General features: G+C 50.8%; 15 protein-coding genes. 8 read left to right on the top strand and 7 right to left on the bottom strand.

Features of this window, described 5'->3' with window-relative positions:
• From CSR04_RS01195 to CSR04_RS01210, 4 genes are all read right to left on the bottom strand, one after another.
• Positions 1-894 (bottom strand): dienelactone hydrolase family protein, encoded by an 894-nt coding sequence (locus tag CSR04_RS01195; protein ID WP_102794402.1) that lies wholly within the window; start codon positions 892-894, stop codon positions 1-3.
• 183 nt (positions 895-1,077) lie between these two features.
• A complete protein-coding gene (locus CSR04_RS01200) occupies positions 1,078-1,980 on the bottom strand; it encodes a DMT family transporter (RefSeq protein ID WP_245921278.1) in 903 nt (300 codons plus the stop codon).
• Positions 1,981-2,457 (bottom strand): methylated-DNA--[protein]-cysteine S-methyltransferase, encoded by a 477-nt coding sequence (locus tag CSR04_RS01205; protein ID WP_102794403.1) that lies wholly within the window; start codon positions 2,455-2,457, stop codon positions 1,981-1,983.
• Complete coding sequence (locus tag CSR04_RS01210) at positions 2,454-3,803, bottom strand: DNA-3-methyladenine glycosylase 2 family protein (protein WP_102794404.1); 1,350 nt, start codon at positions 3,801-3,803, stop codon at positions 2,454-2,456. The genes CSR04_RS01205 and CSR04_RS01210 overlap by 4 nt, the downstream gene beginning before the upstream one ends.
• 172 nt (positions 3,804-3,975) lie before the next feature.
• Between CSR04_RS01210 and CSR04_RS01215 the strand changes: the two genes are divergently transcribed.
• Entirely contained in the window at positions 3,976-5,112 is a 1,137-nt protein-coding gene (locus CSR04_RS01215) for a serine hydrolase domain-containing protein (protein ID WP_102794405.1), read from the top strand.
• A 61-nt stretch (positions 5,113-5,173) separates the two neighbouring features.
• On the opposite strand, the gene speA is transcribed toward CSR04_RS01215, so the two are convergent.
• Positions 5,174-7,093 carry a biosynthetic arginine decarboxylase gene (gene speA / locus CSR04_RS01220; protein WP_245921280.1) on the bottom strand — a complete coding sequence of 640 codons (1,920 nt, stop codon included), beginning with the start codon at positions 7,091-7,093 and terminating at the stop codon, positions 5,174-5,176.
• A 335-nt stretch (positions 7,094-7,428) separates the two neighbouring features.
• On the opposite strand from speA, the gene lptM reads away from it, so the two are divergent.
• From lptM to CSR04_RS01245, 6 genes are read left to right on the top strand one after another with little or no spacing between them, the layout of a single operon-like run.
• On the top strand, positions 7,429-7,587 hold the full coding sequence (gene lptM, locus CSR04_RS24840) for an LPS translocon maturation chaperone LptM (protein WP_216362486.1): 159 nt from the start codon (positions 7,429-7,431) through the stop codon (positions 7,585-7,587).
• On the top strand, positions 7,588-8,838 hold the full coding sequence (lysA, locus tag CSR04_RS01225; protein WP_102794407.1) for a diaminopimelate decarboxylase: 1,251 nt from the start codon (positions 7,588-7,590) through the stop codon (positions 8,836-8,838).
• Positions 8,839-8,870: 32 nt separating this feature from the next.
• Positions 8,871-9,701, top strand: coding sequence for a diaminopimelate epimerase (gene dapF, locus CSR04_RS01230; RefSeq protein ID WP_102794408.1), 831 nt, complete (start codon positions 8,871-8,873; stop codon positions 9,699-9,701).
• A complete protein-coding gene (locus CSR04_RS01235; protein WP_102794409.1) occupies positions 9,698-10,387 on the top strand; it encodes a DUF484 family protein in 690 nt (229 codons plus the stop codon). The genes dapF and CSR04_RS01235 overlap by 4 nt, the downstream gene beginning before the upstream one ends.
• A 3-nt stretch (positions 10,388-10,390) precedes the next feature.
• Positions 10,391-11,284 carry a tyrosine recombinase XerC gene (gene xerC, locus CSR04_RS01240; RefSeq protein WP_102794410.1) on the top strand — a complete coding sequence of 298 codons (894 nt, stop codon included), beginning with the start codon at positions 10,391-10,393 and terminating at the stop codon, positions 11,282-11,284.
• Positions 11,281-11,997, top strand: coding sequence for an HAD-IA family hydrolase (locus CSR04_RS01245; RefSeq protein WP_102794411.1), 717 nt, complete (start codon positions 11,281-11,283; stop codon positions 11,995-11,997). The genes xerC and CSR04_RS01245 overlap by 4 nt, the downstream gene beginning before the upstream one ends.
• A gap of 24 nt (positions 11,998-12,021) precedes the next feature.
• Here CSR04_RS01245 and CSR04_RS01250 read toward each other — a convergent pair whose 3' ends face one another.
• Entirely contained in the window at positions 12,022-12,624 is a 603-nt protein-coding gene (locus CSR04_RS01250) for a YkgJ family cysteine cluster protein (RefSeq protein ID WP_102794412.1), read from the bottom strand.
• A 309-nt stretch (positions 12,625-12,933) separates the two neighbouring features.
• Between CSR04_RS01250 and uvrD the strand changes: the two genes are divergently transcribed.
• Positions 12,934-15,105, top strand: a complete 2,172-nt coding sequence (gene uvrD, locus CSR04_RS01255; protein WP_102794413.1) for a DNA helicase II — start codon at positions 12,934-12,936, stop codon at positions 15,103-15,105.
• A 21-nt stretch (positions 15,106-15,126) separates the two neighbouring features.
• Here uvrD and rarD read toward each other — a convergent pair whose 3' ends face one another.
• A complete protein-coding gene (rarD, locus tag CSR04_RS01260) occupies positions 15,127-16,044 on the bottom strand; it encodes an EamA family transporter RarD (RefSeq protein ID WP_102794414.1) in 918 nt (305 codons plus the stop codon).
• Positions 16,045-16,181 lie beyond the last annotated feature (137 nt).

Here is a 16,181-nt window from a genome sequence, read left to right on the forward strand (position 1 = left end):
TTAATCAAATGCACGCTGAAAAAAGTCCACAACCCTGACTTGCGAAAGCCACGCAGCAAACAGGTTGGGCACAAAGTCTACTTCGCAACCGGCACCCTGACAGGCGTATGGATCAAAAACCGTAATTTGGGGCTCTAATCTGTCCCAGGCATGCGTCGCACCATAGTATAGATTGAGCTTGACATGCTCCCGATCATCAGTCGGAAGGGAATTGACCAACTGCTTACAAGATGTCGGTGCATCATAAGTATCCAATGTGCCAGCTTGCAACATAACGGGGGAGCCGGTCAGCTCACCAAACTCATAGCCGGGTACCAGATTGTAAGCCCAACAAACCGGATATTGCGCTACATGCGCTGCGAATGTTTTTCCTCCGCCCAACAGGTCAGCATATTGTTTTGTGGCAGAAAGCATTGACATGACACCGCCCCATGAAAAGCCAATGATGCCAATACGATTCTCGTCAATTGCATCCAGGCCAGTTAAGAAGTTCAATGCACCAAACGCATCACCCATTGTTTCAGGCACCGACGTAGGGCGACCATCAGAACCGCCATTCAAGCCACGTGCTGTCCACATATCAATTTCCAAGGTCGCAATGCCAGCCTTGTTTAACGCTTGAGCATAAAAGCTACCAGTGCTGTCAATGCCAGCTGTGCTATGCACAATCACCACGGCAGGCAGAGGGGCGGTGTTGCCAACCTGAGGAATACTCAATTGGCCGGCTATCGTCAGATCTTCATTTGGATCGGCACTGGAAAAAGTCACATAGGAGGTGATTGGATGAAAACTGTATAGCCCCAGGTCTCTTTGACCTGTTGCGGAACTTGTAAACGACACCATAAATAGTGCCAAAAGCGCTGTATAGCGCGCCAGATATTTGGAAATGTGCATGAATTGGTCCTTTTAATAATTCCATGAAGCAGGTGTTTAGTAATGCAGAAACCGTTCGGGTCATCATTTTTGCGTAAATCAGACACAGTGCTACGGTCTATACAAGGCGGGATACAGCTCGAAACCCTAGGGCTATTCTGCGCAAAGTCGCAAATTCAATTCAAGTGAAATTTACACACAAATTTAATCAGGATATGACGAGCGTCGAGACCAGGTTAGCTTTTTGAGTTTGAGCATACCCGTGGCAAGTCCGACACCAAACAAGATAAATGCCGCACCAATCAACATAACGACTGTAACGGATTCCTGCAGAAATAATACGCCCCAAAGCACACCAAACACGGGCACCAGATAGGCAACCGTAATTGCCTTACCAACCCCCACCCGGTCAAGTAAATGAAAGTACATAATATAGGCAATGCCTGTGCAAGCCACACCCAGTATAAATACCTGAATCCAGGCACTGTTGTCGGGCGGCTCAATTGGCCAGCTCCACCAGGCCAGCGGCGCCAGAACCAAAGCAGAGAATATTTGACTCCCGGAGGCAATCGCCATGGAGGGCACCCCTTGTAACCGGGATTTGCTGTAATTGGCGGCAAAGCCATACAAACTGGCGGCACCTAACGCACAAAGCATTGGCACAATCTGAACGGATTGCTCAGGCCCTTGCCTGGCGGTTAACAAAACAAACACGCCGCTAAAACCGATCAGCAAACCTGCTACAGCAGCCTTTGACAACCTGTGTCCCAGCCAGACAAACGCAATCAATGCAGCAAACATGGGAGCCGTAGCATTTAATATGGAAGTAAAGCCAGCCCCCAGAAATAAACTGGTGTAAGCAAACAAGCAAAAGGGTATGGCCGTATTGGTTAGTCCGACAATCAGAATTGGTCGCCAGTGCTGTACCACGGCTTTTTGCTGCCTAAGCCACAACAAACAGGGCAATAGAAAAAGAGCGGCAATTGCAGTCCGCAGCATCATCAGTGGAATAGGGCCAAATTGTGGAGCCCCTTCCCGCATAAACAGGAATGACGCGCCCCACAGTGCAGCAAGTAACAGCAACTCGCCGATATAAATCCATCCCACTTACCAGTCTCCCAAACTGAATTGTGCTTGCTCATGTTGCAGTAGCCAGGCCTTTCGTTCTATACCACCGGCATACCCTGTCAGGGTCCCATTGCTACCTATTATCCGATGGCAAGGCACCAGAATAGAAATCGGATTTTTGCCATTGGCGGCCCCCACAGCCCTGACGGCTGCGGGATTCCCAATACGGCGGGCAATTTGCGCATAACTTGCCGTTTGGCCAAAATCAACGGTTTGCAACGCCCGCCAGACCTGCTGCTGAAATTCCGTGCCAGGCGCTGCAAGGGGCAACTCGAACTGTCTGCGCTTGCCCTGAAAATATTCGTCAAGCTGTGTTACAGCCTTGTCCAATAAGCGCGTCGGCTGCGTGTCAAAGCGTTGTGTTTCGACAAATTTAATCGCGCATAAGCCTGAATGAGTGGCTGCAATTTCCACCAGACCAATGGGGCTGTGCAAATACTGATATTGTGCACTCATGCCTGACTCCAGAGCTGAAATGTCAGGTAACTACGCCAGGGCGCCACCAGACTGTCATCCACCGCTTGCTGTAGCAGTTGCTTTTTAATCACTAAATCAGTGTCCAACCAGATATCCGGCTGTGAGTAACCACGCAGTTTCATATAGTTGACTGTCCAGGGGCCAATCCCTTTCAGGTGAAGCAATTCATCAGCATCCAGTGGTTCACCAATTGTTGCCCAATAATGGGCAAAACGCTGTAGAGTGTCCCGGCGACTGGCAGGCATGCGCAGGAATGACAAGTCCGCTTCAGCAATCACCTCAGGCATGGGAAACCAGCGCCCCCGCTCGGTTGAATCCCCTAATGTTTCCACCAGCAAGGTGACTTGACCAATAGCGGCTTTCACCGACACCTGCTGCCCTAAAATCGCCCGACATCCTGCTTCAAAAGCGCACCACACCCCTGGTAAACGTAAACCTTCGACCAGATGATCTGGCTGAATACCTGCAGATAACATACGTTCAGATATCACCTGACTGTCGGCATCCAGATCTAATACCCGGCGAATTTGCCCAAGTACCGTGGTGAGCTGACTCATATCATCCAATTCCAGACGAACACTAAAGCCATGTTGCTGGGGTTGATATTCAGCGCAAAAATACCCGGAACAGGATGCCAGCCTGAACAGCCTGGCATAACTGTTTTCTGTCACCCATTCAGTGCCTGGAACGGCGCGCAAGGCCAAAAAATCACGCAACATCGGCCAGTTGTATGGCGGTCGAAAATTAAGTTGAATCTGCATACTTTGTTGTCCAGTTGCATTGCTACGAATTTGCCCCGGGCTTAGTTGCAAGTATTGGCGAAAATTATCCTGCAGACGTCGCGACGACTGAAATCCGCATGCCAGTGCCACTTGCTCCACGTTCAGGTTAGTTTGATGCAGCAGTTGTTTAGCCTGTAACAACTGGCGAAAAAGCTGATAGCGCTTAGGGGCTATACCCAGGCGTTGCTGAAACAACTTACGCAGATACCGATCTGTTACCCCCAGTTTGTCGGCTATATCCGCCAGGCTCAGCTCAGGATATTGCGCCAATAATTTCAGCGCCCGTTCAACACTGGTCTCAACCCCTTTCCAGGCCCAGGATTGCGGAGAACTATCTGGCCTGCAACGCAGACAAGGACGATAACCGGCCTGCATCGCCAGCTCCGCCATAGGATAATATTCAACGTTTTCTTCCTTGGGTGCTACAGCCGGGCAGATGGGCCGACAGAAAATACCGGTGGTCTTCACTGCCACGAAAAAACGCCCATCAAAACGTCGATCGCGGGAAAGCCTGGCACGTTGATAAACCTGCTGGTTCATAATCGTCTCTGACTGTAAAACTATGCGGAGTATTGTAACGAGTCGGTGACAAAAAATGCGATGAAAGCGGAACTCAAGCCAAAATTGTTATTCAGATGATAGAATGCCAAACCGAATCTACTGATAGTGGTAACCGCCGGGCTAACCGGTTCGACATTGAGATAGCATAAACAGAATGAAGTACTTTTTTTGGCTGGTGTTATTGTGCACCGCCAGCCTGACCTGCAGCGCCCAGGACAATTGGCTCGGTACCTTTGCCGACGAAGTTAAAACCGCAGCCCACCTTAAGGCCATTCCCGGTTATGCCTTTGCGGTGGTCAGCGCCGAGGAACCAGACCAGGTTTTTGTGCAGGGTAAAACCCGAAAAAACGGCAAACAACCTGTGAATCAGGATACGGTGTTTCGTCTGGCCTCAGTGTCGAAGACCTTCACCTCAGTACTTGCCGCAAAATTAGTGGAACAGGGTAAATTAAACTGGAATCTGCCCCTTTCGCAGCTTGCCCCTGATTATCCGTTCAAACCTGAGCTGGCCAAGAGCATGACGCTGGGACACATCCTTAGTCAATCAAGTGGTTATATGCCAAATGCCTATGACAACCTGATTGAAGCGGACTATCCGGTTAAGCGGGTACTCAACGAATTAGCCGGATTGAAACCTATCTGCTCACCCGGTAGCTGTTACACCTATCAAAATGCGTTATTCGCGGTGGTGGAAGAAGGATTACACAACAGCCTGCAGCAGAACTATGCGCAATTGCTACAGGAAAACTTGTTGATGCCACTGGGCATGTCCCGTTCAGGAGTCGGACGCCAGGCGCTGATGAGAGACGAAAACTGGGCACGCCCGCATGTATTGCTGGCCAAAAATCGCTGGCATGAAGTCGCGGTTAATGAAGACTACTATCGTTTTGCCCCTGCAGCAGGGGTTAACGCCAGCATTCGCGATATGCGTCAATGGCTGAAACTGATGCTGGGCCAATACCCACATCTGCTGTCCAGTCATGCAATTGAGCAATTACTGGCACCCAAAATCCGAACCAGCCGCGAGCTGTATCGCCGTCACTGGCGCGATCATTTAAAAGATGCCCACTACGGTTTAGGCTGGCGGGTGTATGATTTTGATGGCGAATTGCTGGTGCATCACAGCGGCTGGGTTAAAGGCTACCGTGCAGATGTGGGCTTTTCGCCTAAGTATAAAACCGGCATGGTGTTTTTAATGAACGCCGAATCAAATCTGATGAATGAGATTACGGTTAACTTCTGGGCAGACTTTTTCGAACAAATGAAAATCCGTGCACAAACCGCCCCTTAAAAAACAAAAAAGCCCTGCTGGCATGCCTGACAGGGTTTTGAGTTTATCAAGCGGCTTTGACTTATTTACTGGTTTTCAAATACGTATAGCCGTGCAGACAGTCTTCATAGAAATCCGTCCACTTCACCCCTTCACGCGGTTTGATATTACCTGCAGCAACATGCTTGTCGATAATGCGCTTAACATCCTGAGCCATGGCCGAGGGGTTGTACTGCATAATGGACAAGACATTGCTAACCGATGAACCTGTTACCACTTCTTCAATGTAGAAGTCCTGTGGATCGTCGTCGTCACTGAAGATATGCACTTCATTTAAACGCCCAAACAGGTTGTGCATGTCTCCCATCACGTCCTGGTAAGCACCGGTCAGGAACAAACCAATATAGTAGTCTTCACCGGGTTTAAGTGGATGGATAGGCAGTACATCCGCCACCCCGTTTTCACCCACAAACTGGTCGATCTTGCCGTCGCTGTCACAGGTAATGTCCACCAGCGAGCAGTTTACCGTGGGTTTTTCGTTCATGCGGGTCAGCGGCACCACCGGTAGCACCTGGTCAATTGCCCAGGTGTCGGCGGCAGACTGGAATACCGAGAAGTTACACAGATACTGGGACGACAGGTCATACTCCAGTTCCTGTAATTCCTCAGGCACAAACTCCACTTCCTTAATCTTACGATGCAGGTACGTCATAATCTGCCAGTAGAAAGTTTCAATCTTGGCCAGTTCAGACAACGAAATCACCCGCAGTTTAAAGGCATCAATGGCTTGCTCTTTCCACTGTGAGGCGTCGTTGAAAATTTCCTGCAGATTGTCGCCTTCTTCTTTCAAAGACTCGGCCAGATCGCGCATATTACGCACAAATACGTGTTCGTCCTCTTCTTCTGAGGTGTCAAACTGCACTGTGCTGTTTTTGATCTCGCCAACAATCTGCGCTACCACACAACTGTGGTGCGCGGTAATGGCGCGCCCGCTCTCGCTGACCAGATTAGGGTGTGGCACCCCTTCCAGATCACAAACTTCCTTCATGCCGTAAACCACATCGGCCACATATTCCTGCATGCTGTAGTTACGCGAAGAGTCGCTGGTCGACTGGGTGCCGTCATAATCGATCCCCAGACCACCGCCAACATCCACATATTCCAGATTAACGCCCATCTTGCGCAGTTCAGCGTAAATTCGGCCACCTTCAGCCACGGCATCCTTCACCGAGCGAATATCCACTAATTGTGAGCCAATATGGAAATGCAACAGCTTCAGGGTATGAGCCAGGCCCTGCTGTTCAAGGTAACGAGCCGCATTGATAATCTCGGCAATGGTTAAGCCAAACTTAGCCCTGTCACCACCTGAACTTTCCCATTTGCCGCGACCTTTCACCGTCATTTTGGAGCGCAGACCAATAATTGGATCGATATCCAGTTCCTTGGCAATACGTACCAATGACAGCAGTTCGGAATACTTTTCCACCACCACAATAATTTTGCGGCCCAGTTTGCGTCCCAGCAGTGCCAGACGCATAAACTCTTCGTCTTTGTAACCGTTGAGAATGGTCAGGGCCGACTCATTGGTGTTAAATGCCAACACCGTCAACAATTCAGCTTTGGAACCGGCTTCCAGGCCGTAGTCGAAAGGCGCACCGGCATCGACGATCTCTTCCACAACCTCACGCATCTGGTTGACCTTCACCGGGTATACGCCCATGTAACGGCCCTGATATTCGGCTTCTTCAATCAAGTTGCGGAAGGTCTGGTTCAGCTCCGCAACCTGGGAACGAAGAATGTCATGGAAGCGCACCACCACGGGAAACTGGATGCCCTCTTCCTTCATCTCTTCAATTACGCTGTTAAAATCTATCCTGACTTGGGGATTGCCCGGCACCGGCGTAATATGCAGGTTACCGTTCTCACCAATTTCAAAATACCCGCCGCCCCACCGCTTAACGCGATAGAGACGCTCTGCATCATCAATAGTCCAATCTGCCAAGGTATAATCTCCCTTTGGTCGATAAGAAAAACAGGGTTGAAACCGCTTGGGCTCCATGCGAGTGCACTTTCATAGTTGAAGGTGCAGGTGTCAGATGTCGAACTGATTCCGTACCACTTTTGCGTAATTCTGACGCTTGCAACCTTTTGGTCTGCCAGCAGCGGAAGAAAATCTCTATTGTCTAACGGGGCATATTATAAATGGGTATATTTGCAGAACCCCAGAATTTTTATATGAATGGCGCAAAATAACAAAGCTTCGCCGTGACACAGACTTTGCTTTTTTAATCGGCAATGCCATCATAGCAGACCCGATATCCTGTGATGAGACTCTGTGTGAAAAGGCTGAAAATTGTAGTAACCCTACTGGTATTGATGCTCAGCGCCTGTGGCAAGAACGGTGCACTTTATCTGCCAGACAAGGCTGCTGATAATCAGAAGACACAACAGCAAGACGACAGAGCACCAAACAGTCAACCACAAGAGCAAAACTAGATGGACTTCTTTTCCTACCAGAATCAGCAACTGCATGCTGAAGATGTACCGGTAGCCGACATTGTTGCCCAATACGGTACCCCTTGTTACATCTATTCCCGTGCCACTATCGAGCGCCATTGGCAAGCTTTTGACAAAGCCGTAGGCAACCACCCGCACTTGATTTGCTATGCGGTTAAGGCTAACTCAAACATAGGTATTCTGAATCTGCTGGCACGTTTAGGCTCTGGCTTTGACATTGTATCCGGCGGCGAGCTGACCCGGGTATTAGAAGCCGGTGGTGACCCCGCCAAGGTGGTGTTCTCTGGCGTAGGTAAAACCGAGGAAGAAATTGCCTATGCGCTGGCACAAGGTATTAAGTGCTTTAATGTCGAGTCGCCATCCGAGTTGCAGCGCATCAACAAAGTAGCGGGCCAGGCCGGTAAAAAAGCGCCGGTTTCGCTTCGCGTCAATCCTGATGTGGATGCCAAAACTCACCCTTATATCTCAACCGGCCTGAAAGCCAATAAGTTTGGTATTGAACGGGAACAGGCCATCGACGTTTATCGCCAGGCAGCCGCCATGGACAACATCAAAATTGTTGGCATGGACTGTCATATCGGCTCGCAGTTAACCCAAACAGCCCCCTTTGTGGATGCATTGGACAGACTATTAGACCTGGTGGATGAATTAGCCAAACATGGCATCGAGATTGAACATCTGGATGTGGGTGGTGGCCTGGGCGTAACCTACAAAGATGAAACCCCACCGGATCCGGATACCTACGTACAGGCCATCGTATCCCGTATGCAGGGCCGCTCTACACTGCCGCTGATATTTGAACCGGGGCGTGCCATTATGGCCAATGCTGGCATCCTGGTCAGCAAGGTGGAATTTCTGAAACAGGGCGCGGAAAAGAATTTCGCCCTGGTGGATGCCGCCATGAACGACCTGCTGCGCCCGGCATTGTATTCAGCCTGGATGAATATTGTTGAGGTGGACAGATCACTCAATCGCCCAAAGGCCCTGTATGATGTGGTTGGTCCGGTTTGCGAAACGGGAGATTTCCTTGGCAAAGACAGAGAACTGGGACTGGCCGAAGGCGACCTGATTGCGGTGCGCAGTGCCGGTGCTTATGGTTTCGCCATGGCCTCCAACTACAACAGCCGTTGTCGTCCGGCTGAAGTATTGGTGGATGGAAATACGCCCCACCTGATTCGTGAGCGGGAAAAGCTCGCGGACCTGTTTAAAGGCGAGTATAAACTTCCGTAAAATAAGGCGATTGGATTCAACTAGTGGTACCGATGCAGATTCACTTTTCAAAAATGCATGGCTTGGGCAATGACTTTATGGTGATTGATAATGTCACCCAGAATGTATTTTTTACCAAAGACAAGATTCAGCAACTGGCAGATCGTAATTTCGGCATCGGCTTTGATCAGCTTTTGATGGTGGAACCGCCTTATGATCCAGACCAGGATTTCCATTACCGGATATTTAATGCCGACGGCTCAGAAGTATCCCAATGTGGCAACGGCGCCCGCTGTTTTGCCCGTTTTGTTAAGTTAAAAGGCCTGACCAACCGCAATAAAATCGTGGTGGGTACCCGGGCTGGCCGCATGGTGCTGTACCTGGAAAAAGATGGTCAGGTCACCGTCAATATGGGTAAGCCTCAACTTGAGCCAGCCCAGATACCACTGAAAGCCAATAAAGAAGAAGCCACTTATATTATTCGCGCAGAGGATCACACGGTATTCTGTGGTGCCGTATCGATGGGCAATCCCCATTGCGTGATGGAAGTGGAAGATATTGACAGTGCGCCAGTTGAAACGCTGGGCGCTTTACTGGTACAACATGAACGATTTCCCGAAGGAGCCAATATCGGCTTTATGCAAATCCTGTCGCCGAGGCATATAAAACTGCGTGTATATGAACGCGGTGCCGGAGAGACACTAGCCTGCGGCAGTGGCGCCTGTGCAGCCGTGGTGGTGGGGCAGTTATGGGGAAAACTGGAAAACGAAGTACAGGTCGATCTCCCCGGCGGCACTCTGAATATCCGCTGGCAGGGACGTGACAAAGTGGTCAAGATGACCGGCCCGGCCGAACATGTATTTGATGGAAGCCTCAGTTTATGAGTGATATGTCGAGACAGGAAAAGCGCGCAGCGTCGCTGGTTGCAGACAGTGATGGCCTCAATCCCGATCAGGTCAAAGATTATCTGTTGGCCAATCCGGATTTCTTTATGTACTACCCTGGCGTGCTTGACAGTCTGCGTATTCCACATCAACAAAAAGGCGCGGTGTCGCTGGTAGAAAGGCAAGGTGAGCAGTTACGTCTTAAGGTGCGCCAGTTGCAGCACCAGATCAGCGAGCTTATGTCTGTGGCTAAACAGAACGAACGTATTTATCGTATCTATGCCGATCTGAACCTGCGCCTGTTTAGCTGTAAGACCTTATTTGAGGTACGCACAATACTTGAGCAGGTGCTTTTGCACCAACTGGAGCTGCAAGCCATTTCCTTGCGTCTGTTCGGCTTTGATGATGACCTGCCGGAAACCAATAAGCGTTTGTTATTGGCCAAACGCTTCTCCAGTGGCTTGTTCTATTTGGGCCGCTTAAGTCAGGAAGAACAACAGTTGTTGTTTGCTGAAAAACGCATTGAGTCGGTTGCGGTGATGCTGATTGGTGAGCGCGGCGAGATGGGCTTGCTGGCCATTGGCAGTAATGAGAGCCACCATTTCCATCCGGGTATGGATACCTTACTTATTACCCAGTTACAGAAATTCCTGACATTAGTGGTACCGCAACTGGCGGAGTACTGAGTCTTGCTTACCCCGGCCCTGCAAGAATGGCTGGATGCCTTTCTGGCGCATCTGCGTTACGAACGCAATCTGTCGCCAAAGACCCTGGAAAACTACGCCCGGCAATTGCGCCAGTCTGCACAGGAGCTGCCCATTGAGCAATGGTCACAGCTGCAGACCGAGCATATTCGCCAGGTGTTGAACAAAGCCAGGTTGCAACGACTAAGTGCCAATTCAATCGCACTGCGACTGTCGGCACTACGCACCTTTTGTCAATATCTGGTACAGATGAAGCAATTGTCTCTTAATCCAGCCACGGGGGTGCAGGCCCCCAAACGCGGGCGACCGTTGCCCAAACAACTGCATGTGGATGAAATGAGCAATCTGCTGGATTTTGAGCCTGGTGATGACATTCTGGCGATTCGTGACAAGGCCATGCTTGAACTCACCTACGGCTGTGGGCTGCGTTTAGCCGAGCTTACCGGTCTGAATTTACTCGATGTACGAGAGCGCGAGCTGCGGGTACTGGGTAAAGGCAGCAAGCAGCGGCAACTGCCCATAGGCCGTCAGGCCAGACAATGCCTGGATGCCTGGCTGAAAGTCAGGGGGCAATTAGCCCCTGCTGATGAGCCAGCCCTGTTCGTCAGTAAGCAAAATAAGCGGATTACCTCGCGTCAGATTGCCAAACGTATGAACCTGTGGGCACAGAAACAGGGCATGGCCCAACCTGTACATCCGCATAAACTGCGCCACTCTTTTGCGACCCATTTACTGGAGTCCAGCGGTGACTTGCGCGGCGTGCAGGAATTGCTGGGGCACGCCAATCTGTCCACCACTCAGGTTTATACTCATCTGGACTTTCAGCACCTGGCCCAGGTGTATGATGGTGCGCACCCAAGAGCAAAGAAGAATAAATGATTTTCTATCGCCCTTTTCAACGCCCCTGCGCTCTTACCTTTGATCTTGATGACACCCTGTATAACAACAAGCCCATTTTGATGCGGGCCGAGCAAGCGCTACTGGCTTTTTTACATTCTTCCTATGCCTCAACAGCCGGCACGGACAGTAAGTTTTGGCAGACCATCAAACATCAGACACTGCAAGAGCACCCTCAGCTTCAGAATGACATGGGCCAGTTGCGCCTGACGGTATTAAATAAAGGCTTATATCATTGTGGCTATCGCAATCAGGAGTTGGATAAAGCGGTACAGGAAGCCTTTGCCTTCTTTTATGCAGAGCGCAGCCGCTTTCAGGTAGATAAGAACATTTGTTCTGTACTCGCCAGGCTTGCCGACAAACTGCCTTTGCTGGCCATTACCAACGGCAACGTAGATATTCAGCGTATTGGTATTGGTGATTACTTTCAGGTGTGCCTGCGTGCCAACCTGTCACAGCCAATGAAACCCCATCGTGCCATGTTTGACCTCGCGGCTTCGCGCCTGGCTTGCTCACCAAATACCATCTTGCATGTGGGGGATAACCTGTATAACGATGTATTCGGGGCATTGCAGGCCGGTTACCAAACCGCCTGGTTTGCCGTCAATCGACCGATGCTGTTAAGCGAGGAGCCGTCCGGCCCCTTGCCACATTTGCACCTGCATAAGCTTGAAGAACTATTGGTCTTGATTTAAACCCTGGCCGTTTTAGTTTTTCTATTATGCGACTTCTTCGGTCTGTTCAAAACCACTGTAATAAGCAATAAACAGCACTCGCTCAATCGCGACTTTAAGCGCCTGATTAATAGGCATATCCTGCTTACCCAGGACATAGTCCAATTGTCTGACCCTGTCCTTGCCTTCCGCCATTTTAGGCGCAGGCTCAGTTAACATGGTAATCAGGGTTTGCTGGTACTTGTCGCTATGATCCTGCTTAATGGTACGACACACCGATAATCGGGTTTCCCCCTGTTTACCCTTTACACCAGCGGCACCAAACATACGGCAAATAGCCGGCCGCTGCTGATACACCCCACATTGCCCCAAGATGCCATCCAACGAATGACGAACATAGTGATAACAGGCAAACCCTGAGTAAGCCTCCAGCTCAGCCAGCACCTGCTCTGCCCGGCCCTGGTCATAGAAAGTTAGGGCCAGGGGTAACATTTCCAGTGGTGTGGCTTCAATTTCCGGATTGTTACAGCAAGCACCACATCCGGGGCGACAGGCCAACCCAGAGTTACGTTGATAGGTTCCGAAGGTATGATCGAGTTCGTCATACACAGCCTCAACAAGACGCGATAGATCCCGCAGTCTTTGCATACAGACTCCGCAAATAAATTGACAGTAATAATTAGAGCGTGTTCTAAGATGGGCAGTTTGAACTGGCAGACAACACACTGAAGGTGCTGCCGTAAAACGCCAACGGCAGATTCTAATGTGCGCAAGGATATTTCCACAATAGGGGCTGAAAAATATTCTCCCGCCTGGTAATTGGCTGTTTTGCAGTCAGACAGCTTGTTTGAATTCTAAGCAGAGCACCCATCTAACGTCCGATGCTGCCAAATGAATGTATAAATACACAGTACAACTGATATACTGGCGCCATCACTCAACTGCCAGCCAAACCCGATGGATGTATCTGCCCTGCTCGATTCCCTGAACGATAAACAGCGCCAGGCCGTTGCCGCGCCACCCAGTGATATGCTGGTACTGGCGGGCGCTGGCAGTGGCAAAACCCGGGTGTTGGTGCATCGCATGGCCTGGTTAATGGATGTGGAAGGCATTTCGCCTTATGGCATTCTGGCGGTAACCTTTACCAACAAAGCGGCACGTGAGATGCGCAATCGGGTAGAAAGCCTGATGCGTTCCTCATTGCAGGGCATGTGGATAGGTACTTTCCATGGTCTGGCACACAGGCTGCTGCGCACCCACCATCAGGAAGTCGGCTTACCGGAGAACTTTCAGATTCTCGATTCTGACGACCAGCACCGTCTGATTCGGCGGGTGTTGAAGAGTATGAATCTGGATGAAAAGCACTGGTCACCCAAGCATATTCAGTGGTACATCAATGGCAACAAGGACGAAGGCTTACGTCCACAGCATTTAGAGACTCACGGTGATGCCACACAAACTAAAATGCGTGAGATCTATCAGATTTATCAGGACACCTGTGACCGGGCCGGTTTGATTGATTTTGCCGAACTGCTGTTGCGGGCTCATGAACTGTGGGTTAATCATCCACGCATTCTGCAACATTATCAGCAACGCTTCCGCGCTATTCTGGTAGACGAGTTTCAGGATACCAACAATATCCAGTATGCCTGGCTGCGCATGCTGGCCTGCCCGACCAACAATATGATGATAGTGGGCGACGATGATCAGTCCATTTATGGCTGGCGTGGTGCCAATGTAGACAATATCCAGCATTTTCTGCGGGATTTTGACGGCGCCACCACCATTCGCCTGGAACAGAATTACCGTTCCACCGGCAAGATCCTCAAGGCGGCCAATACAGTGATTGAAAATAACAGTGGTCGGCTGGGCAAGGAGCTTTGGACCGAAGGCAGTGAAGGGGAACCCATTTCCCTGTACGCCGGCTTTAACGAACTGGATGAAGCCCGCTTTATTGTGTCGCAAATCCGTAGCTGGCAGGAAAAAGGCGGGGCACTGAGTGATTGCGCGGTACTGTACCGTAACAATGCCCAGTCCCGGGTGTTGGAAGAGGGTATGTTGCACGAAGGCCTGGCCTATCGCATCTATGGTGGCCTGCGCTTCTTTGAACGCCAGGAAATCAAAGATGCACTGGGGTATTTGCGTATGGCCAATCAACCGCTGGATGACGCTGCGTTTGAGCGGGTGGTGAATACCCCGGCCCGAGGTATAGGCGAGCGTACCCTGGAGCAGGTGCGTGAAGCGGCCAAAGCCACCGAGCAATCCATGTGGCAGGCTGCCTTGTTGATGCTGCGGGAAAAGCGCCTATCAGGGCGCGCCGCCAATGCATTGCAGGGTTTTGTCGATTTGGTGCTCAAACTGCAGGAAGATTTGCCCGGTTTGGCCTTGGAACAGCAGGCCGATCTGGCCATCAAGGCTTCTGGTTTGTATGCCATGTATCAGGCGGAGAAAGGTGAAAAGGCTCAGGCCCGTATCGAAAACCTGGAAGAACTGGTGACCGCCTGTAAGCAATTTGTCGCCCCGGATGAAGCCGAAGGTATGACCCCCTTATCTGCATTTCTGGCCCATGCCTCTCTGGAAGCTGGTGAAACCCAGGCAGACAGCCATCAGGACGCGGTGCAGATGATGACCATGCACAGCGCCAAAGGTCTGGAGTTTCCGTTGGTGGTGATTGCCGGGGTGGAAGAGGGTATGTTCCCCAGTCAGATGAGTAATGAAGAGCCGGGGCGTTTGGAAGAAGAACGTCGGCTTTGCTATGTGGGCATGACCCGCGCGATGCAAAAGCTATATATCACTTACGCGGAAAGCCGCCGTTTGTATGGCCAGGATAAATACCACACCCCTTCACGTTTTATCCGTGAAATCCCTGCTGATTGTATTGAGGAAATCCGTCTGCGGGCCACTCAGGTATCCAGACCGGTACAAAACCGCTTTACCCCGGCCACTTCGCATATGGCGTTTGAAAGTACCGGCTTTCAGTTGGGGCAACGGGTACTGCACCCTAAATTTGGTGAAGGCACGGTGCTGAATTACGAAGGCTCAGGCGAGCACGCCCGGGTGCAGGTAAATTTCAGCGACGTTGGCAGCAAATGGCTGGTATTGGCCTACGCCAGACTCACGCCGGCTTAACCGGCGTGTTGGACCAATACCTTATTCCTGGGTGGCCAGTTTTTGCTTCATGGCCTTGCGGCTGTTGCGAAAGTGCCGGTAAGAGTCAAAGCTGAACAGTGCCAGACCGGTCCAGACCAGGGCAAAGGTGATCAGACGTTCATGATGCAGCGGCTCGTTGTACAAGAACACCGCCAGCACGAACATGATGCTGGGGCCAATATACTGAAAAAAGCCCAGGGTGGAATACATAATGCGCCTGGCCGCCGCAGTAAAGCATAACAGTGGCGCGGTGGTAACCAGCCCAGCACAGATCAGAATGGTATTAAGATCCCAGCTATTGTTGAACATATTGCTGGCCGGGCTGGCCAGCCAAATCCAATAGGCCATGGCAAAGGGCATCATCAGCAGGGTTTCCAGCATCAGGCCGGGCAGAGAATCTACCGCCACTTGTTTACGCAGCAGGCCATAGATACCAAAGCTTCCCGCCAGTGCCAGGGCAATCCAGGGAACCTGACCAAAGGACAGCACCAGAATCGCCACACCAGACAATGCCAGGGCCACCGCATACTTTTGCAACTTACGCAGGCGTTCCCCCAGAAACAGGCGGCCAAGGGCCACATTCAGCAGCGGGTTGATGTAATACCCCAGACTGGCGTCGAGCAAATGATCATTATTGATGGCCCAGATAAATAACAACCAGTTCCCCCCCAACAGCAAACCTGAAATCAACAGCACCTTCATCACTCTGGGATTGACGATGGCCTGCCTTACTTTAGGCAGTTGCCCTGAAACCAGCACCAGAATCACAAGAACCAACATGGACCAGACAATGCGGTGTAGCAAAATATCGGTAGCTGGCACGTCCAGCAGCAGTTTGAAATACATGGGGGCAAAGCCCCACATAGTGTAAGCGGCGATGGCAAGGAGCACGCCGGTTTGCGCGGTTCTGTCGGTCATGATTGGGCACCCGGGGGAATATTGCGGCTATCTTCGGTGATCAAGCTCGCAATGACAAACAACGAATTTCAGGGACAGCCATTAGCTGTATTTATTCTACATTGCCAGGCGTTGCCAGAATGTTGTCATAATTGTTC

This window comes from Bowmanella denitrificans, from assembly GCF_002887595.1.
Taxonomy (GTDB): domain Bacteria; phylum Pseudomonadota; class Gammaproteobacteria; order Enterobacterales; family Alteromonadaceae; genus Bowmanella; species Bowmanella denitrificans.